Origin of the sequence: Aeromonas sp. S15(2024), assembly GCF_041402265.1 — a bacterium.
GTDB lineage: Bacteria > Pseudomonadota > Gammaproteobacteria > Enterobacterales > Aeromonadaceae > Aeromonas > Aeromonas dhakensis.
The window spans coordinates 39,864-57,916 of the sequence record NZ_JBGLQY010000006.1 but is presented as its reverse complement, the minus strand read 5'-3'; the positions used below and the strand labels follow the sequence as shown (position 1 = coordinate 57,916).

General features: G+C 63.8%; 14 protein-coding genes. 6 read left to right on the top strand and 8 right to left on the bottom strand.

Annotated elements, in window-relative coordinates:
* Nucleotides 1-149: 149 nt before the first annotated feature.
* The 3 genes from ACB033_RS13815 to ACB033_RS13805 are packed head-to-tail and all read right to left on the bottom strand — an operon-like array spanning nucleotide 150 to nucleotide 3,699.
* Complete coding sequence (locus ACB033_RS13815) at nucleotides 150-1,715, bottom strand: N-acetylmuramoyl-L-alanine amidase (RefSeq protein WP_139431525.1); 1,566 nt, start codon at nucleotides 1,713-1,715, stop codon at nucleotides 150-152.
* The gene (gene tsaE / locus ACB033_RS13810) at nucleotides 1,706-2,179 is read right to left on the bottom strand and encodes a tRNA (adenosine(37)-N6)-threonylcarbamoyltransferase complex ATPase subunit type 1 TsaE (RefSeq protein WP_005304245.1); all 474 of its coding nucleotides are present in this window, start codon (nucleotides 2,177-2,179) and stop codon (nucleotides 1,706-1,708) included. The genes ACB033_RS13815 and tsaE overlap by 10 nt, the downstream gene beginning before the upstream one ends.
* 8 nt (nucleotides 2,180-2,187) lie before the next feature.
* A complete protein-coding gene (locus tag ACB033_RS13805; RefSeq protein ID WP_371140563.1) occupies nucleotides 2,188-3,699 on the bottom strand; it encodes an NAD(P)H-hydrate dehydratase in 1,512 nt (503 codons plus the stop codon).
* 186 nt (nucleotides 3,700-3,885) lie between these two features.
* Here ACB033_RS13805 and queG point away from each other — a divergent pair, with 186 nt between their 5' ends.
* Nucleotides 3,886-5,013, top strand: a complete 1,128-nt coding sequence (queG, locus tag ACB033_RS13800) for a tRNA epoxyqueuosine(34) reductase QueG (RefSeq protein ID WP_043170997.1) — start codon at nucleotides 3,886-3,888, stop codon at nucleotides 5,011-5,013.
* Nucleotides 5,014-5,096: 83 nt separating this feature from the next.
* Nucleotides 5,097-5,852: a polyphosphate--glucose phosphotransferase gene (ppgK, locus tag ACB033_RS13795; protein WP_139725171.1), complete on the top strand. Its 756-nt coding sequence runs from the start codon at nucleotides 5,097-5,099 to the stop codon at nucleotides 5,850-5,852.
* A gap of 109 nt (nucleotides 5,853-5,961) precedes the next feature.
* Here ppgK and ACB033_RS13790 read toward each other — a convergent pair whose 3' ends face one another.
* Nucleotides 5,962-6,417, bottom strand: coding sequence for a hypothetical protein (locus ACB033_RS13790; RefSeq protein ID WP_005304257.1), 456 nt, complete (start codon nucleotides 6,415-6,417; stop codon nucleotides 5,962-5,964).
* 471 nt (nucleotides 6,418-6,888) lie between these two features.
* Between ACB033_RS13790 and metN the strand changes: the two genes are divergently transcribed.
* The 4 genes from metN (at nucleotide 6,889) to rfaH (ending at nucleotide 9,989) form a co-directional block, all read left to right on the top strand.
* Nucleotides 6,889-7,932: a methionine ABC transporter ATP-binding protein MetN gene (gene metN, locus ACB033_RS13785; protein WP_099358967.1), complete on the top strand. Its 1,044-nt coding sequence runs from the start codon at nucleotides 6,889-6,891 to the stop codon at nucleotides 7,930-7,932.
* Entirely contained in the window at nucleotides 7,913-8,566 is a 654-nt protein-coding gene (locus ACB033_RS13780; protein WP_011704854.1) for a methionine ABC transporter permease, read from the top strand. Before metN ends, ACB033_RS13780 begins: the two co-directional genes overlap by 20 nt.
* Nucleotides 8,567-8,591: 25 nt before the next feature.
* Nucleotides 8,592-9,392 carry a methionine ABC transporter substrate-binding lipoprotein MetQ gene (gene metQ, locus ACB033_RS13775; protein WP_005304269.1) on the top strand — a complete coding sequence of 267 codons (801 nt, stop codon included), beginning with the start codon at nucleotides 8,592-8,594 and terminating at the stop codon, nucleotides 9,390-9,392.
* Nucleotides 9,393-9,488: 96 nt separating this feature from the next.
* Nucleotides 9,489-9,989 (top strand): transcription/translation regulatory transformer protein RfaH, encoded by a 501-nt coding sequence (gene rfaH / locus ACB033_RS13770; RefSeq protein ID WP_005304273.1) that lies wholly within the window; start codon nucleotides 9,489-9,491, stop codon nucleotides 9,987-9,989.
* Nucleotides 9,990-10,084: 95 nt separating this feature from the next.
* On the opposite strand, the gene ACB033_RS13765 is transcribed toward rfaH, so the two are convergent.
* The 4 genes from ACB033_RS13765 to ACB033_RS13750 all read right to left on the bottom strand — a co-directional run bounded on the left by ACB033_RS13765 (nucleotide 10,085) and on the right by ACB033_RS13750 (nucleotide 17,921).
* Nucleotides 10,085-12,061, bottom strand: coding sequence for a methyl-accepting chemotaxis protein (locus ACB033_RS13765; RefSeq protein ID WP_371140562.1), 1,977 nt, complete (start codon nucleotides 12,059-12,061; stop codon nucleotides 10,085-10,087).
* A gap of 38 nt (nucleotides 12,062-12,099) precedes the next feature.
* Nucleotides 12,100-13,311, bottom strand: coding sequence for an EAL domain-containing protein (locus tag ACB033_RS13760; RefSeq protein WP_017763841.1), 1,212 nt, complete (start codon nucleotides 13,309-13,311; stop codon nucleotides 12,100-12,102).
* Nucleotides 13,292-17,569 carry a transporter substrate-binding domain-containing protein gene (locus ACB033_RS13755; protein ID WP_371140561.1) on the bottom strand — a complete coding sequence of 1,426 codons (4,278 nt, stop codon included), beginning with the start codon at nucleotides 17,567-17,569 and terminating at the stop codon, nucleotides 13,292-13,294. The genes ACB033_RS13760 and ACB033_RS13755 overlap by 20 nt, the downstream gene beginning before the upstream one ends.
* Nucleotides 17,570-17,717: 148 nt before the next feature.
* Nucleotides 17,718-17,921 (bottom strand): hypothetical protein, encoded by a 204-nt coding sequence (locus ACB033_RS13750; protein WP_005304283.1) that lies wholly within the window; start codon nucleotides 17,919-17,921, stop codon nucleotides 17,718-17,720.
* Nucleotides 17,922-18,053: the final 132 nt, after the last annotated feature.

Here is an 18,053-nt window from a genome sequence, read left to right as displayed (position 1 = left end):
GTCTGGCTGGCCAGAACAGGGGACAAGGTACGGATCGGCATCGCTGGCTCCTGCTTGGTTGAAGGTGCGGGCAATCGGCGGGGTTAGATGACGGTTCACCGGGTCAGCCTCTGCCACCGGCAGGGACGGACCCGGCACCTCATCCAGCGCTACTTTTGCGGGATATAGAGCACCTGCCCTATCTGGATGTCCCGCGACTTGAGCTTGTTGATCTCCACCAGCCGCGCCTGGCTGACCCCGTATTTCTCGGCAAGCCGGGAGAGGCTCTGCCCGCGGGTGACCACATGACGGATCATGTTGGCCTTGTCATTGCTCTGCACGCTGGTCACCGGGACGCTCGGCTCCTTGGCTGCCACCACGTAGGGCTTGATCACCCCGGCACCGGACGAAGAGCCGCCGACGCTGCTGACCGGCGCCCCGCCGTCGCTGCTGCGGTTCGGTTCGGTGGCCGGCATCCGGTTGGTTACCACCTGCTGCACCGGCTGCGCCGCCGGTTTGCTGACGGCGACCGGCTTGCTGGCAGGGGCAGGTCGGCTGACCGCGGCCTGCTTGTTGCTGGCCTGCCCCTTGCCGGTGAGCATGGCCCCCTTGGTCGGGTGAGCCCTGTAGTAGTTGCGGATCCCCTCGAAGATGGCGCGAGCCAGTTGATCCTGATAGCTGGAGGTCGCCAGCAGCTTCTCTTCGGCGTGGTTGGAGATAAAGCCCGTCTCCACCAGCACGGAGGGAATGTCAGGTGCCTTCAGCACCGCCAGGCTGGCGTGTTCCGGTGCCTTCTTGTGCAACCGGGCCACCCGGCCCAGCGAGCGCAGGATCTGGCGGCTGACGTCATAGCCCTCGGCCCGCGACTTGTCCATGGAGAGGTCGAGGAAGGTCTGCGCCAGGTAGGGGTTGGGATCGGATTCGGCCAACACCTTGCCTACGCCCCCCAGCAGCTCGCCCTGTTTCTCCTGCTTCTCCAGCCAGCTGCCCATCTCGCGGTTGGCACGGTTGGTCGACAGCACCCAGACGGAGGCGCCGCGCGGGGTCGAGTTGTGGAAGCTGTCGGCGTGCACCGACACCAGCAGATCGGCCTTGGCCTTGCGGGCAATCTCGGAGCGCTTGTTCAGATCGACGAAGTAGTCGCCACGCCGGGTCAGCACGGCGCGCATGCCGGGTTCGCGGTCGATGAGGGCGGCCAGTTTCTGGGAAACCGCCAGGGTCACCCGCTTCTCGTAGGTACGGCGCGGACCGATGGAGCCCGGGTCTTCCCCGCCGTGGCCCGGGTCGATGGCGATCACCACCCCCTTGCCCTTGCCACCCACCGGTGCCGCCTGAGCGGTGGCGGAGGACTTCTCTTCATAAGGCAGGTCGATCACCAGCCGGTGGCCGTAGGGGCCGGCCGGTGCCAGCGGGAACACCACCGGCTTGATGGCTGAACTCAGGTCCAGCACCAGCCGCAGCCCGCCTTTTTCCAGAGGCGAGCTCTCGCGGATCTTGCGCACCAGCTCGCTCTTGTTCTCGATGCGGGCCAGGTTGGTGACGTTGCTCGCCCCTTTCAGGTCGATCACCAGCCGATCGGGGCCGGTCAGGGTGAAGTAGTTGTAATTGGGGGCGCTGCTCATGTCGAGCACCACCCGGGTGTTGTCCGGCGATGGCCACACCCGCACGCTCTTGAGCTGATTCGCCCAGGAGGGTAAGGCCAGCAGGGAGAGGGCAATAACAAGGATCAAGCGCACGTAGATGACAACCGTTCCAGAATGGCTTCGCCAATAGCAGTGCGGGCGTCAATCTGCACCTCGCGCTGCTCGTTTGCATAACTCAGGGTGATCTCGAGATCTGGCGCAGGCAGCCAGCCGTCGCCCTTTTCCGGCCACTCCACCAGACAAAGGGTGTTGGCGCCGAAGTAGTCGCGGATCCCCATGAACTCCAGCTCTTCCGGGTCGGCCAGCCGATAGAGATCGAAGTGGTAAAGCTGCCAGTCGGCCAGCTCGTAGGGCTCCACCAGGGTGTAGGTCGGGCTCTTGACCTTGCCCTCATGACCCAGCCCCTGCACCCAGCCACGAGTCAGGGTAGTCTTGCCGGCCCCGAGGGCCCCATGCAGGAAGACAGTGGTCGCCTGCTGGCAGGCGTGGGCCAGACGGCCACCCAGTGCCACGGTTGCTGCCTCGTCCGGCAGTGTCATCATCAACTGTTTTGCCATGTTCTTCTTTAGCTTGTTATGGTGTCGGGATTAACCAGTCGACGGATAAAGGGCAGCAGGTCTGATGCCAGCATGCCCCGCTCTCCGTCTGCAGCGGCCAGATCGGCCGCTTCCCCGTGGATCACGGCGCCCAGTCGGGCTGCCTCGGCGGCAGACCAGCCCTGGGCCAAAAGGGCGGCGATTATACCAGATAACAGGTCGCCCATGCCGCCACAGGCCATGCCGGGATTGCCCTCGTTGCAGAGCGCCATCCCCTTGCCGTCGTGGATCAGCGTCCCCGCCCCCTTGAGCAGCACCACACCGCCGAAGCGCTGCTGCAGACGCTGCACCGCGGCAAAGCGATCCGCGGCGATCTCGGCAATGGTGCAGCCCAGCAGGCGGGCCGCCTCGCCCGGATGGGGCGTGAGCACCCAATTATCCTGATGACGGGGACATTGCGCCAGCCAATTCAATCCATCGGCATCCAATACCAGTGGCACCCGCTCGTTAACAAATGACTCAAAATGGCGCCGACCCCACTCATCCTGACCCAGACCCGGTCCCACTACCCGCACCGAGGCCCAGCTTTCCTCCCCCCCGGCCTGACTGCCCATCAATTCGGCCTGGTAGAGGCTGGCGGGCAGCTGGTCAGGATGCTGGCACACCCGGACCAGACCGGCACCGGCCCGCAGGCAGGCGCGCGCGGCCAGCACGATGGCCCCCTGCATCCCCGCATTACCCCCCACCAGCAACACCTTGCCGTGGGAGCCCTTGTGGGACGAGCGCTGGCGCGGCGTCAGCCTGGCGCAAAGAGAAGGATAATCGACACGCTCGGCGGCAGCCTGCCACTCGGGCGGCGCGGTGACGCCGAGGGTGTCGCAGTCGAGTCGACCGACGCAATCCACCCCGTCGGCGGTGAGCATGCCCTGCTTGATGCCGATGAAGGTGAGGGTACGGCTGGCGCGCACCACGGCTCCCATGGCGCAGCCGGTATCGGCATTGAGGCCGGAGGGGAGATCCACCGCCAACACGGGCACCTGCAAGCCATTGATTGTTGCGACGATCCTTGTCATGAGCGGTGACAGCCGGATATGGACACCGGTGCCAAGCAGTGCATCTATCACCAGATCCGGGGCCGGCAGCCGGTCGAGTTCCCGCTCCTCGGGCGACACCACTGTGCCCCCCATCGCCAGCCACTCGTCGGCGGCCCGCCTGGCATCCCCCGTCAGCTCGGCGGGATCCCGCACGGCAATCACCTGAGGCTCAAGACCAAGCTGTCTCGCCAGGCGGGCCAGCACGTAGCCGTCGCCACCGTTGTTGCCGGGGCCGGTAAAGATCCACCAGCACCGGCTGTGCGGCCAGTGGTGGATGGCGTAGGTGCGCAGCGCAGCGCCGGCGCGCTCCATCAGGGCATAGAGACTCAGCCCCTCGCGTTCGGCCCACTCCCGCTCCAGGGCACGGATCTGTTCAGTCCGCCACAGTGATTGTGGTAAGCTCTGCCCCTCTTTCCCGCTGATAGCATCCCCGATGACCTGTTCCATGACGGCTCCTGACTCTCATCCATTGATCCGGTCCGGCGGGCACCGGGCTCATGATGCAGTATGACGGCGGCAAACGCCCCCATCGGTTAACCTTGGCAGCAAGCCCCCAGAGATGCGATACAGCATGACAGTACACTCCCATCCCGGTGCACGCTCAGGCCGCCCGCCAGCAGGACCGGCAGCGCCATGACCACGGCCGAACTCCATCAACTGGCCCAAGATATCAAGCTCTGGGCGAGCGAGCTAGGATTCGACCAGGCCGGCATCACAGACACGGATCTCACCCTCGAAGAGCCCAGGCTGCAAGCCTGGCTGGACGCTGGCTATCACGGCAGCATGGACTACATGGCGCGCCACGGCATGATGCGGGCTCGCCCCCACGAGCTGCTGCCGGGCACCTTGCGGGTGCTGTCGGTGCGGATGAACTATCTCCCGTTCGAGGCGGGCTTCGCCGCCACCCTGCGCGACCCCACCCTTGGCTACATCAGCCGCTACGCCCTCGGTCGCGACTACCACAAGTTGCTGCGCAGCCGGCTCAAGCAGCTGGGGGAGCGCATCGAGCAGCGCTGCGAGGCGCTGGGCTGGCGCCCCTTCGTCGACTCGGCCCCCATTCTGGAGCGACCGCTGGCGGCCAAGGCCGGCCTCGGCTGGGTGGGCAAACACTCGCTGCTGCTCAACGAGTCGGCGGGATCCTTCTTCTTTCTGGGGGAGCTGCTGCTCAGCCTGCCACTGCCGCTGGACGCCCCGGTGGAGAAAGAGCAATGCGGCAAGTGCGTGGCCTGCATCAACATCTGCCCCACCGGCGCCATTGTCGCCCCCTACGTGGTGGATGGCCGCCGCTGCATCTCCTATCTCACCATCGAGAACGACGGCCCCATCCCCGTAGAGTTCCGGCCGCTGATGGGCAACCGCATTTATGGCTGTGACGACTGCCAGCTCATCTGCCCCTGGAACCGCTACGCCAATGCCAGCCCTGAGCCCGACTTCAGCCCGCGCCCCAATCTGCACCGCCCGCCGCTGTTGACCTTGTGGGGCTGGAGCGAGAGCGAGTTTCTCAAACACACGGAAGGCAGCCCCATTCGCCGCATCGGCTATCAGCGCTGGCGCCGCAACCTGGCGGTGGCCCTTGGCAACGGCCCGGCCAGCCAGGAGGTAATGGTGGCCCTGCAGCAGGCGCTGGCTGAAGCCGAACCCATGGTGGCCGAACATATCGAGTGGGCGCTGGCGACCCTGGCCCGGCGCCAGCAGGATGACAACAAAAAGACCCGCTTGCTGATCCGCTGCATCGAAAAAGGTCTGCCGGATCACGCATAGACGATCTGCCCCTTGCCGGATCCAGGTCATTTTTTCATGCTCTGCCGACGGTCGATGGTCGGCACAACAAAAGGAACAAGCTGATGCAGATGTTGGGAGTGGATATCGGTGGTTCGGGGATCAAGGGATGCCTCGTCGACACCGCAACGGGCGAGCTGATTGGCGAACGCCACCGGCTGGTGACGCCGCAGCCGGCCACCCCGGCCGCCGTGGCGCATACCCTCAAGGCGCTGGTGGAACACTTCGACTGGAAGGGCCCGGTGGGCTGCGGCTTTCCCGCCACCATCCACAACGGCATCGCCAAGAGTGCGGCCAACATCGACAAGAGCTGGATTGAGACCGACGTCGCCCATCTGTTTGGCGACGTGACCGGCCAGCCCTGCCACGTGCTGAACGACGCCGATGCGGCCGGTCTGGCGGAGATGCGCTACGGCAACGGCCGGGATCGCCAGGGGGTGATCATCCTCATCACGGTCGGCACCGGCATCGGCACCGCCGTGTTCGTCAACGGCCAACTGCTGCCCAACACCGAGCTGGGTCACCTGATGCTGGAAGGGATGGTGGCCGAGCACTACTGCTCGGACGCGGTGCGCAAGCGCGAGGATCTCTCCTGGGGCCGCTGGGGCAAGCGCTTCAACAAGTACCTGTCTCGCCTCGAGTTTCTGTTCTCCCCCGACCTCTTCATCCTGGGCGGCGGCAGCGCCGCCAAGCTCGACAAGTTCATCGACAAGATTGAGACCCGTGCCCCGCTGGTAGCGGCCGCCAACCTCAATCAGGCCGGCATCATAGGCGCCGCCCTGCACGCCGCCGAGCTGACCGCCGCCCGCCAGTCGGCATGAGCCCATCGTGAACAACAAACAGCAGAGGCCCGGCATTGCCGGGCCTCTGCTGTTTTCCCCACACATTTTTCACTACGCGCCGCACACTTCACCCGACAGCGGCCATCCCCTAGAGGTCGTCGAGCCGATGGGCGCCGTGCACCAACCGGGTCAGGCGGGTCTGCTCCTGCGTGGCCAAGCCACCGAGCAGCCGCACCGTCTCCTCGGTCGGACACTCCCGGGCCAGATGGCTGAGCTCACCGATGAGTTTCTCCTCCTGCCGGCACACCAGCTGCACTATGTCCTGGGTCTGGGCCGTGGCGGGCAGGTCAAGGCGCCGGATCCCGGGCAGCAGATCCTCGCTGAAGCCCCGCTCCAGCCAGGTCTCCTTCACCCCTTCGCCAAGTTCGCTCAGGTAGTCCTCCAGCTGGGTACCCGCCGCCTCCTCCCGCTGCTGCAGATAGGCCAGCAGCAGCCGGCTGCGCTCGCCATCCACCTGGGTCATGAGGCGCCCGTAACAGAGTCCAAGCTGGTGATGCACCTGCTCCAGATAGAGCAGCAAGTCTTTGATTTGTTGAAATCGCATCAGGTTGCCCTCCTGTATGTCGTGCCCACTCAGTATAAAAAACAGGCAATTGCAAGCCAAGCCAAAGCACGGCCCTTGTTGTGCTGCATCAAGAAGCCGGCCAAGAAAGCAGCGATCGATACAAAATGGAATGATTTGTGCCAACCCGGGGGGAGTAAAAGGATGAGCAGCTGAATCCGTCTCACGACTAATAAAGGAAGTGATAATGGTGTATTTGCCATTTGATATTCGGCAATCCTACTACACTGCAAAATACAATATTGATGTGAACCGGATCACCGTCGGCCTTAGTCAACCAGTGGCAATCCTTAGCACTTTTTTAGACGTCTAGATGTATAAACACGCGTTGACACGGCCATCCAGACATCTTAGCATCATCCTCCATGATGACAGAGCAACCCAGTGAAACCTCTGCCCAATTCACCCGCCTGTAGCGCCCTGTGCTTTAAGGCTGTTAGCACGGAAGAATCCATGATTAAGTTGATCGGTCTCAACAAAGTCTACGGTAAAGGCAGTGATGCCGTGCACGCCCTGCGTGATGTCAGCCTGCATGTGCCGCAAGGCAAAATTTTCGGGGTGATCGGTGCCTCCGGTGCCGGCAAGAGCACCCTCATCCGCTGTGTCAACCTGCTGGAGCGCCCGACGGATGGCCAGGTCATCGTCGACGGCCAGGATTTGGTCGCCCTGAGCGAGCGGGATCTGACCCAGGCCCGCCGCCAGATCGGGATGATCTTCCAGCACTTCAACCTGCTGGCCTCCCGCACCGTCTCCGCCAACATCGCCTTCCCGCTGGAGCTGGCGGGCTGGAGCAAGGACAAGATCCAGAATCGGGTCACCGAGTTGCTGGCGCTGGTCGGGCTGGAAGCCCGCGCCCACGCCTATCCGTCCGAGCTGTCCGGTGGTCAGAAGCAGCGGGTCGCCATCGCCCGGGCGCTGGCCCCGGCCCCCAAGGTGCTGCTGTGCGACGAGGCCACCTCGGCCCTCGACCCACAGACCACCCGCTCGATCCTGACCCTGCTCAAGGAGATCAACGTCAAGCTGGGGCTCACCATACTGCTCATCACCCACGAGATGGACGTGGTGAAGGGGATCTGCGACGAAGTGGCCATCATCAGCGACGGCCGTCTGATCGAACAGGGCGAAGTGGCCTGGTTCTTCAGCAATGCCAAGACCCAGCTGGCACGGGATTTCATCCACTCCACCATTCACCTGGAAGTACCCCAGGAGTATCAGGATCGGATGAGTAGCGACCGGATACCTGCCAGCTATCCGCTGGTGAAGCTCGGCTTTACCGGCAGCACGGTCGACACGCCGCTCATCTCGGAGGCGAGCCGCCGCTTCAACATCGACATCAGCATCCTGAGCGCCGACATCGAGTACGCCGGCGGCGTCAAGTTCGGCTTCCTGCTGGCGGAACTGTTCGGGGATGAGGCCCAGTGCGAGGCCACCCAGCAGTTCTTCATCGACAACCATATTCAGCTGGAGGTAATGGGTTATGTCCGAAGCAATGATTAATCTGCTGTTCACGGCCCTGGGCGACACCCTCATCATGGTGTTTGCCTCCGCCCTGTTTGGCTGCCTGCTCGGTCTGCCGCTCGGCGTGGCGCTGCACGTGACCAAGGCCGGCCAGATCCTGGCCAACCCGCTGCTCAACCGCACCCTGGGCATGGTGGTCAACGTGGGTCGCTCGGTACCCTTCATCATCCTGCTGGTCGCCATCATCCCGCTGACCCGGCTGATCGTCGGCACCAGTATCGGCACCATCGCCGCCATCGTGCCGCTGACCGTCGGTTGCATCCCCTTCATCGCCCGCCTGGTGGAAGGGGCCCTGATGGAGGTGCCGGACGGCCTGCTGGAAGCGGCCAAGGCGATGGGCGCCAAGCCATTGCAAATCATCACCAAGGTGCTGCTGCCCGAGGCCCTGCCCGGCATCCTCAACAGCGTCACCATCACCCTCGTCACGCTGGTGAACTACTCCGCCATGGCTGGTGCCATCGGGGGCGGTGGACTGGGCGATGTGGGTATTCGCTACGGCTATCAGCGCTTTGACCCGACCGTCATGCTGGTCACCGTCGTGATCCTAGTAGTGCTGGTTCAACTCATCCAGAGCGCGGGTGAGCGCCTGGTCAACAAATGTGATCATCGTTAATCGTCGATTTCTGACAGGAGGTTTTATGAAATTTGGCATCAAATCCGTTGCGGCTGCCCTGCTGGCTACCCTGGTACTGGCCGGTTGCGGTCAAAAAGAAGAGAACAAGACCCTGAAGGTGGGCGCCATCGCCGGCCCCGAGACCGAACTGGTTGAAGTGGCCGCCAAAGTGGCCAAGGAGAAATACGGTCTGACCGTCGAGGTGGTCAACTTCTCCGACTACGTCACCCCGAACGTGGCCCTGAACGATGGCAGCGTTGACGTCAACGCCTTCCAGCACAAGCCCTATCTGGATGCCCAGATCCGTGATCGCGGCTTCAAGCTGGTGCCGGTCGGCAACACCTTCGTCTACCCGATCGCCGGTTACTCCAAGAAGATCAAGGCCCTCTCCGAGCTGAAAGATGGTGCCCAGATCGCGGTGCCGAACGATCCGACCAACCTGGGCCGCTCCCTGATCCTGCTGGAGAAGCAGGGTCTGCTGAAGCTCAAAGAGGGTGCCGGTCTGGAAGCGACCGTGCTGGACATCGCCAGCAACCCGCGCAACTTCAAGATCGTCGAGCTGGAAGCGGCCCAACTGCCGCGCTCGCTGGAAGACGTGGACTTGGCCATCATCAACAACACCTTCGCCGGTCAGATTGGCCTGACCCCGACCGAGAACGGCCTGTTTGTTGAGGACAAGGAGTCCCCCTACGTCAACCTGATCGTCGCCCGCGACAACAACAAGGACGACGAGAAGGTCAAACAGTTCGTACAAGCCTTCCAGACCGATGACGTCTACAAGAAAGGGCTGGAACTGTTCAAAGGCGGCCTGGTGAAAGGTTGGTAATCACTCACTCGGCAAAAAAGGCCACGCAATGCGTGGCCTTTTTTATTGCTGCCGCTATCATATCGGCGAGCACGGCAACACGAACATATTCATCACATGAAAAAATGGTATCTGGCCTACTGCAAGCCAAAAGAAGAGGCCCGCGCCCGCGCCCATCTCGAAGCCCAGGGGATCGAGTCCTATTATCCCATGGTGGAAATTGAAAAACTGCGGCGGGGCAAGCGAGTCCCGGTGCGGGAGCCCATGTTCCCCAACTACCTGTTCATCTACGTGGATCTGGAAGAGGTCACCCCGGTCACCCTGAAGTCCACCCGCGGCATCAGCCGCATCATCCACTTCGGACGGGAGTGGACCGCCATCAACAGCCAGCTGGTCTATCAGCTGATGAGCCGGGACGACAGCGACGAGGCGCGCGCCAGCTACGCCAACCTGCCGACCCAGGGTGACAAGGTATTGATAGAATCCGGTCCGCTGGCCGGCTTCGAGGCTATCTATCTGGAGCCGGATGGCGACAAGCGCGCGATCCTGCTGGTGAGCCTGCTCAATCAGGAGACCAGCAGCAGCTTCGACAACCAGTCCTTCCGCCGGCTGGAGTGACCCGCCAGGTCAGAGCAACCATCTCTTGCCAGCAAGATTGAAAAGAAATGGGGCAGGCCAAGCGGCCTGCCCCGTTCTTATGGGCCTTGTCCGCCTCAGTCATCCAGTTCGAAGCGGCTGATCACCGCCGTCAAGCGGCCGGTATCCTGCGCCAGCCTGGCCACTATCTCCTCCCCCTGCTGGCTGCGCTGGCTCGACTGCCGGCTGAGCCCGGCGATCTCCTCCACCGTGCCCGCCACCTCCTGGGCCACCCGCGACTGCTGCTCGGTCGCGGTGGCGATGGCCCCCAGCTGACCCGACAAGTCCTGCACCAGCTGCAGCATGGCGTCCAGGGTAGCGGTCACCGAGTCGACGGCGCCGCGCCCCTCTTCCACCAGCCGGGTACCGCTGCCGACCGTGTTGACGGTCTGGCGGGTCTGCTGCTGGATGCTGGCGATGGTCTGGCTGATCTCCTCGGTGGACTGGCTGGTGCGGCTCGCCAGCAGGCGCACCTCGTCGGCCACCACCGCAAACCCGCGTCCCTGCTCGCCGGCCCGCGCCGCCTCGATGGCGGCGTTGAGCGCCAGCAGATTGGTCTGCTCGGCAATGGTGGCGATCACCTCGGTGACGCGTCCCACCTGCTCGCTCTGGCTGCTGAGCTGACCCATCGCCTCGTTCGCCTGGGCAATCATGGCGGCAATTTGCTGCATGGTGGCCGTCATGCGGGCCAGCTCGTGGCCCCCCTGGCGGGTCTGCTGCTCGGCCTGCTGGGCGGCCCGCGCCGCTTCGGCGATATTGCCCGCCACATCCCGGGTACTGACCGACATCTGCTCGATGGCCGCCGCCACCGTATCGACCCGCTGATTCTGGCTCGCCAGATCGGTGACGATGGCGCGGGTGGTGGCGCTCACCTCGCCGCAGGCCCCGTCTACCTGCCCCACCGCCCCCTGGATCTCCCCCACCAGCTGGCGCAGCTGGCCGGACATCTGGTTGATGGAGCCCGTCAGCCCGCCCAGCTCATCCTGGCTCTGCACCGGCAGGGGGCGGGCCGGCAGCCGGCCATTGGCCACCTGATCGGCTCGCAGCACCAGGCTGGCGATGTCCCGGGTCAGGCGCCGGCTGAACAGCAGCGCCACCAGGGTACCCAGCACGATCACGGTCAGGGTGGCCAGCAGCAGGGTGCGATTGATGGCCTGACCGGCGCTGGTCATCTTCTGGCCCATGCTCTGTACCTCGGCACGGGTCTCGGTCACCTGGCCGGCCAGCTGGGTCGCCAGCTGGCCGAGTGCGGGCTCAATCTCGGTCGCCATCAGGTAATTGGCCTGATCCCAGTCCGGGGCCTGACGCTTCTCTATCACCTGGCCCACCAGCTCGACAAAGGGGGCCGACATCTCCTCGAACAGCGACCAGATCCCCTTCTGCGCCTCGGTAAAGTTGGCCTCTTGCTGCTTCAGTTCGGCCACCCGCTGCTGGTGGAACTGGTAATAGTCCTGGTATTTGGTGCGATAGTCCGGATCCCCCGAGATGAGGAAGTCACGCAGGGCGGAAAGGGCATTGGAGAGGCCGTTATAGGCATCCCCCACCTGCTTGAGCAGCAGACGGCGATCGCCGGGCAGCTGATCCTGCGGGGTGGCCACCTCTTCGTTGGCAAAGGACTGCAGCTGATCGAGGGCAGACTCTGCCAACGGCCCCGCCTCCTGCAACATCAGGGTATGGGCGGGCAGATTCTCGTCGGTCTGAGCTATGTCCCACACCTTCTGCTGGCTGGTCTTGAAGGCCTTGAGCGAGCGAGCAAGCTCGGCGGTGAACTGCTGGTGTTCGATCACCTGCCAGGCCCCCTCCCACTCCTGTTTGAGGCGGTCGGCCTGCGCCGGATCCTTGCCCAGGATGAGATAGGCCCGCAGGGAGGAGATAGTCGCCACCAGCGCCTTCTGGCTGGCCTCATCCCGTTGCAGGGCGGGCAGGGCCTGCTCCATCAGAGCGCTGCCGGCCTGTCCGATGCGGCCGAGCTGGTGGTAGACCAGGCTGGAAGAGAGGATCACCAGCAGATTGATAAAACAGAAGCTGAGCAGCAACTTGCTTGAAATTTTCATGAACATCCTTGTTTCTTTGCGGGCATCCTGTCCAACATTCACTCCCCGAGCAGCGCCGGTAGCCGTTCACGCCAGGAGTCGTGCCATCCCATCAACTCCTCACGCGGCATGGGCCGGGCAGAGAAGAAGCCCTGGCACACGTCGCACCCCAGCCGCGCCAGCAGCCGCCAGGTGAGTTCATCCTCCACCCCTTCGGCGACGGACTTGAGCCCCAGTTTGCGGGCCAGCTCGATGCTTGACTCTATTATGGCCAAGCGAGAGGGGTCCTCAAAGCAGTGATCCACGAAAGAGCGATCCAGCTTGAGTTCGGTGAAGGGCAGCAGGGCCAGCTGCTGCATGGAGGAGTAGCCGGTACCGAAGTCATCGATGGAGAGGCCGAAACCGTGCATGCGCAGGCGCGTCAGCACCTCCAGCGATTTGCCCAGATCCTGCACGAACGCGCTCTCGGTCACCTCCAGGGTGATGAGCTCGGGATTGATGCTCCAGCGCTGGCACTGGTTGATCAGGGTGTTGCACAGATCCCCCTCGATCAGCGAGGTGGTGGAGAGGTTCATCGAGAGGTTGAGGGATAGCCCGGTCTGCTCCCACAGGTGGCCGTCTCGCAGCGACTTGCTGATGATCACCTCGGTCAACCGATCGATGAGGCCGTTGTGCTCCGCCAGCGGAATGAAGCGGGCCGGCGAGATGAGGCCGTACTCCGGATGCTGCCAGCGGGCCAGCGCCTCCATGCCGACCCACTGGCCGGAGCCGAAGCTCACCTTGGGCTGATACCAGGGCAGCAGCTGATCCTGCTCCAGCGCCAGGCTCAGCTCATCCAGGGTCAGACGGTGGCCATCTTCCTCCTGGGCTCGCTCCTGCTGCGGGCGCCAGGCCCCGATCAGCTGGCTGATCTGCTGCTGGCTGGAGGGCTTCTCGATGCGCCCCAGCACCTGCAAGCCATAGGCGGCGCTCATGCGCAGCACGGCCTCGACCACGTCATCCTCCAGCGCACTGGAGAGGATGATGCCGCCGCGAAAGCCGCCAAGGGAGAGGCGGCGCAACAGCGCCATGCCATCCATGCCCGGCATGCGCAGATCGCAAAACAGGATGTCGACCTGATGCCGCTGGCACATGGCCAACGCCTCCACCCCGTCTTGCGCCTCCAGCAGGGAAGCGTAACCGAGCCCGCGGATCTGGTGCATCAACGCCTTGCGCTGGAAGGCGTGATCTTCCACCACCATGATCACCAACTCATGCTGTGTCTTGTTCATCGAGCCATAATCCAATTTCACCTGTAATAGCCTTCATCAGCGCCAGCACCGTCTGGCTCAGTTCGCTGAGCTCGTCCAGCTGCTTGAGGCGGGCCGCCGCTTCGAGCCGGGCCGCCTCCTCCGCCAATGCCTGCTGCCCCACCATGCGGGCAGCCCCCTTGATCCGATGCGCCGTCTCCACCAGGGCATAGGTATCCTGCCTGGCCAGTGCCTGCATCATGTCATCTCCGTCCTGGCGATTGGAATCCAGGTATTCCCGCGCCATGCTGCGCGCCACCACCTCATCGCCAAACAGCGAGATCCAGCGCTCCCCCTGCTCGCTGGCAGGGGCAGGGGCCAGGCTGGGTTCCTGCGCCTGGCTGCTCACCGGCAGCCAGCGCATCAGCACCTGCCGCAGCGTATCCAGGGTATAGGGTTTGAACAACATGTCGTTCATGCCCGCCTCCTGCATCTGCAGGCCGGCCTCTTCGGAGGTGTCGGCCGTCACCCCGATGACAGGGGCCGATACCCCCTGCTCCCGCAGCGCCCGGGTCAGGCTGTAACCATCCATCGCCGGCATGTGGCAGTCGGTCAGCAGCAGGGTGAATCCCTGCCCCTGCCAGGTGCGCAAGGCCTTGTCGCCGTCATCCACCACCTCGGCATCCACGCCGAGGATCGCCAGCTGGCGGGCCAGCAGGGCGCGGTTGATGGGGTGATCGTCGGCCACCAGCACCCGCCCGTGCAGCTTGGGCGCATTGGCTTCCACCGGGCTGATCGCCGCCTCCCCCAATAACTGATGGCAAGTCTCCAGCAACAGGTCGGGATAGAGCGGCGATTGCCCCAGCCGCCACCAGGCACTCGATCCCATACGACCGCGCAGGGCCTCCTGCGGGGAGAGCACTATGCCCTTGAGGGTCGACTGCTGCAAATGGCCCAGCCAGTCGCTGCCGAGCGTCTGCTCGAGCCAGCTCTCCTCCACCAGCAACAGGCCGTTGAGGGGCTGCTGCCACTGTTGTGGATCCAGACGATGCAGCCTGGCCCCCAGCCGCTGCATGGCGCTCTGCAAGGCAACATCTTCGCCAAACAGCCACCACTCCTGGCCGGCCAGCGGCGGGGCATCCCACTGACATTCGCTCAGCGGGAACTCGAAGGTGAGCCGGGTGCCGTGCCCCGATTTGCTCTCGAGCGTCAGCGTGCCCCCCATCTTCTGGGCCAGCTGGTGGCAGATGGCCAGCCCCAGCCCGGTGCCGCCGAAGCGTCGGGTTATGTCGGACTCCACCTGCTCGAACGGAGTGAACAGGCGATCCTGCTTCTCTTCGGCGATGCCGATGCCGGTGTCGCTGACCGTGATGGCCAGTCGCTCGGCCTGCAGGCCTACCTGGATGCGGATCTCGCCCCGCTCGGTGAACTTGACCGCATTGTTGAGCAGGTTGGAGAGCACCTGGCCCACCCGCACCGCATCGATTCGGGCCTGATCCGGCACCTCGGTGCCCCAGTCCAGCGTCACTCTGAGCCCCTTGCCATGGGCCAGGGTGGCATGGCCGCGGATCACGTCGCAGATGACGGAGGCAAGCCGGCACTCCTGATAATGGAGCTGCAACTGGCCCGCCTCTATCTTGGAGAAGTCGAGCACATCGTTGACCAGATAGAGCAGGTTGTTGGTGGAGGTGACCACGTTACGCAGCAGGTAGCGCTGATCCTCGTTCAGCTCGCTCATCTGTAGCAGCTCCAGCATGCCATGCATGCCGGAGATGGGGGTTCTGAGCTCGTGGCTCATGGTGGCGAGGAAGCGGCTGCGTACCTGCATCGCCTGCTCGGCATAGGCCCGCGCCTCCCTCAGCTCATGCTCCTGGCGCTTGAGGGCCGTGATGTCCTGGATCACCCCGTTGAGGATCAGGTGCCCCTCCTCCTGCGGCACAAAGCTGCCGCGCACCTGCAGATAGCGCGCTCCCTCCGGCCGCTCCACCTTGACCTCGAGATCGAGGGGGGCCAGGGTCTGAGCATGGTTGGCCACCTTGCTGACGAAGTCCTGCAACGCCTCCTCGGTAAAGCCGAACACCTCTCCCCCCGACTCGGCCGACAGCATCTCCTGCCGGCTGGCCCCCAGGATCTCGCTCGCCCCCTGCGAGGCATAGAGGAAGCGCCCCTTGCCGGGTCCGATCCAGAGGTACTGATAGACGATGCCAGGCATGCTGTCAGTGATCTGGGTGAGGCGGGTCTCCGCCTTGCGGGCCCGCGCCTCGGCCTCCTTGATGCGGGTCACGTCGGTCAGCACGGTCAAGACACCGAGCATGTCTCCATCCGGGGAGGTGTAGGGACGCTTGGTATAGATGACGTGGAACATGGCGCCATCCTGGCGGCGGCTGTTGCCCGCCCCCTCCAACTGTGCGCCGCTCTGCCACACCTTCTGCTCTTCTTTCAGTACCCGCGCCCGCTCTCTGGCCGGCATGCGGTCCAGATCGTCGCCCCCCTCCTTCATCGGGTCGCCGATGAAGGCATCCCGATAGGCCCGGTTGCACAGGGTGATGCGCTGCTCGCGATCCCGCAGCACCACCATGTTGGGCAGGGAGTTGAGCAGGGTCTGCACAAACGTCAGCTGCTCGTTCAATTTGTGCTCGGCCAGCTGGCGCTGCACTATCTGGCGACGCAGGGTCCGGTTCCAGCCCATGAACAGCAGCACGCAGAGCAGGAAGGCCCCCAGCCCCAAGGCGGACCAGAGCGCCACCGTGGTCGGATTGATGCCGGTCTGGATGGTCAGAGTCAGCCACTTGTGCTCCAGCTTGGTCATCTCTTCCGGCCGGATGGAGAGCAGCACCTTGGTCAGGATCTGCTGCAACATGGGATCCTGTTGATGCACCGCCATGGCGACCGGCACCCTCAGCTCGTTGCCGGAAAACACCACCTGGTAGCGGTTGTTGAACCCTTTCTGCAATGCCTGCTCCAGGGTGGTCATGCTCATCAGCACATAGTCGACCTGGTGTCCGTCCAGCAGCGGCAGCAGTTTGGTATCGCTGCTCACTGCCACAGGGTTGGCGCCCACCTCCTTGAGCACCAACTCCTCCACCGAGCCGCCGACGATCCCCACCCGGCGTCCCTTGAGCTCGTTGAGACTGGCCAGCTCTTCACTCCCCTGCCTGGCGGCAATCACCCGGTGGATGAAGGCGTAGTCGGGGGTAAACAGGGCGTACTGGCGCCGCTCTGCAGTCGGGGTGATGGCCGGAATGAAATCCAGCTTGCGCGCCTGCAGCAGGCTCTGGGTCTCGGCCCAGCTGCTGGTGGGTACCAGGCTGAAGTGCAGGCCGGATCGCAGGCTCACCAGCTTGAGCAGGTCGGCGATGAAGCCCTTGAGCTGGCCATTGCCATCGATCTCGCTCACCGCTGGCCAGTCCGGCGCCACCCCGAAGCGCAGGGTCGGGTGGCGGGCCAGCCAGTCCAATTCGCTCTGGTTGAACACTATCTGGCGAGGGCCGTTGGCCAGCTCGTAGTCGACGATACCGCCGGTCTCCAGAATGCGGCGGCGCTCATCCAGCGACATATCGTTGAGGGCCAGCTCCAGCAGATCGCGCAGCCCCTGATTGTCCAGCCTCACCGCCATGGCCAGCGAGGTATCCGTCACCCACTCCGGGGTGATCACCCTGAGCCCGGTCTGCGGCTGCAGGCGCTGCAGCCGCATCAGCGAGGGCAGATCGGAGAGATAGGCATCCGCCAGCCCCTTCTTGACCATGAAGACGGCTTCGTCGCTGCTGTCCGCCTCGGTCAGCTGGGTCATCCCGAGCTGGGTCAGCTCCTCGCAGGAGCTGAAGCCGTGCTCGCACACCCAGCGCAACTGGCGTGCCGCGGCCAGGGTCGGCTCCCCCTCTTCCCGCGTCAGCAGGACGGCGCGCTGCAGGGTCATCAGATCCGAGGTAAAGCGCATCTTCTCCTGACGCGACTGGCTGGGCGTCACGCCGATCAGCATGTCCACCTCCCCATCGAGCAGCGCCTGCTGGGCATCGGCATAGTAGGGATAGGTCTTGTAGCGCACGGTCAGCCCCAGCCGGCCGGCAATCTGGTTGGCAAAGTCGTCGAGCGGACCGTTGAAGCCACCCCGGCCATTGGTATAGATGTAGGGGGGCCAGGCCATCGAGGGCATGCCCACCACCAGGTCATTGCGCGAGGCGAGCCACAGCCGTTCCGTCAGTCCCAGCTGATCCTTGTCCAGAGAGGTTTCTGCCGCAGCCACATGGCTCCAGCAAGCAAACCAGCACAACAGAATGGCGCGATAACAGAGGCGCAGCATGGGTGACTCCTGAACAGATCGGAGAGCGATCATAGGGATTTTGGCAAAATGTGTGAATAAAAATTCATAACAGAACTTGTGCGGATACGAAAAACGGCAGGCTCACGCCTGCCGTTTTCTAGCAAGAAGGGGGCCAGGCCCCACCTTATCAGGTTATTCGGTTCCCAAGCCGGAAGCCGGTTTGATACTCCTGCTCACGGATGTGGGCGATCTGCACATTTTGCCCTTCCAGACCGATGTCTTTGAGCAGGGCGGGCGACAGGTGCAGATAACGGGTGCGGCGTTCCAGCCGGGTGATCCGTTTCTGGACCAGGGTCTCGACGGTGCGCAGCAGGGTCAGTTCGATAGACATAATATTCTCCAGTTGAACGTGCGGTTCCCCCGGAGAGAAGAGATCACCCTGCGGGACAACCGCGGGTGATGAAAAAGCAGGTGTTACCTGTTTCCTCCACGCGGCAGAAAAAGAGCACGAGTCTTCGCGCTG

Bases quoted from the DNA above. Each gene is read 5' to 3' on its own strand.
- tsaE (WP_005304245.1), bottom strand. From the start codon at position 2,179: ATGGCAAAACAGTTGATGATGACACTGCCGGACGAGGCAGCAACCGTG.
- ACB033_RS13805 (WP_371140563.1), bottom strand. From the start codon at position 3,699: ATGGAACAGGTCATCGGGGATGCTATCAGCGGGAAAGAGGGGCAGAGC.
- queG (WP_043170997.1), top strand. From the start codon at position 3,886: ATGACCACGGCCGAACTCCATCAACTGGCCCAAGATATCAAGCTCTGG.
- ppgK (WP_139725171.1), top strand. From the start codon at position 5,097: ATGCAGATGTTGGGAGTGGATATCGGTGGTTCGGGGATCAAGGGATGC.
- ACB033_RS13790 (WP_005304257.1), bottom strand. From the start codon at position 6,417: ATGCGATTTCAACAAATCAAAGACTTGCTGCTCTATCTGGAGCAGGTG.
- metN (WP_099358967.1), top strand. From the start codon at position 6,889: ATGATTAAGTTGATCGGTCTCAACAAAGTCTACGGTAAAGGCAGTGAT.
- ACB033_RS13780 (WP_011704854.1), top strand. From the start codon at position 7,913: ATGTCCGAAGCAATGATTAATCTGCTGTTCACGGCCCTGGGCGACACC.
- metQ (WP_005304269.1), top strand. From the start codon at position 8,592: ATGAAATTTGGCATCAAATCCGTTGCGGCTGCCCTGCTGGCTACCCTG.
- rfaH (WP_005304273.1), top strand. From the start codon at position 9,489: ATGAAAAAATGGTATCTGGCCTACTGCAAGCCAAAAGAAGAGGCCCGC.
- ACB033_RS13765 (WP_371140562.1), bottom strand. From the start codon at position 12,061: ATGAAAATTTCAAGCAAGTTGCTGCTCAGCTTCTGTTTTATCAATCTG.
- ACB033_RS13760 (WP_017763841.1), bottom strand. From the start codon at position 13,311: ATGAACAAGACACAGCATGAGTTGGTGATCATGGTGGTGGAAGATCAC.
- ACB033_RS13755 (WP_371140561.1), bottom strand. From the start codon at position 17,569: ATGCTGCGCCTCTGTTATCGCGCCATTCTGTTGTGCTGGTTTGCTTGC.
- ACB033_RS13750 (WP_005304283.1), bottom strand. From the start codon at position 17,921: ATGTCTATCGAACTGACCCTGCTGCGCACCGTCGAGACCCTGGTCCAG.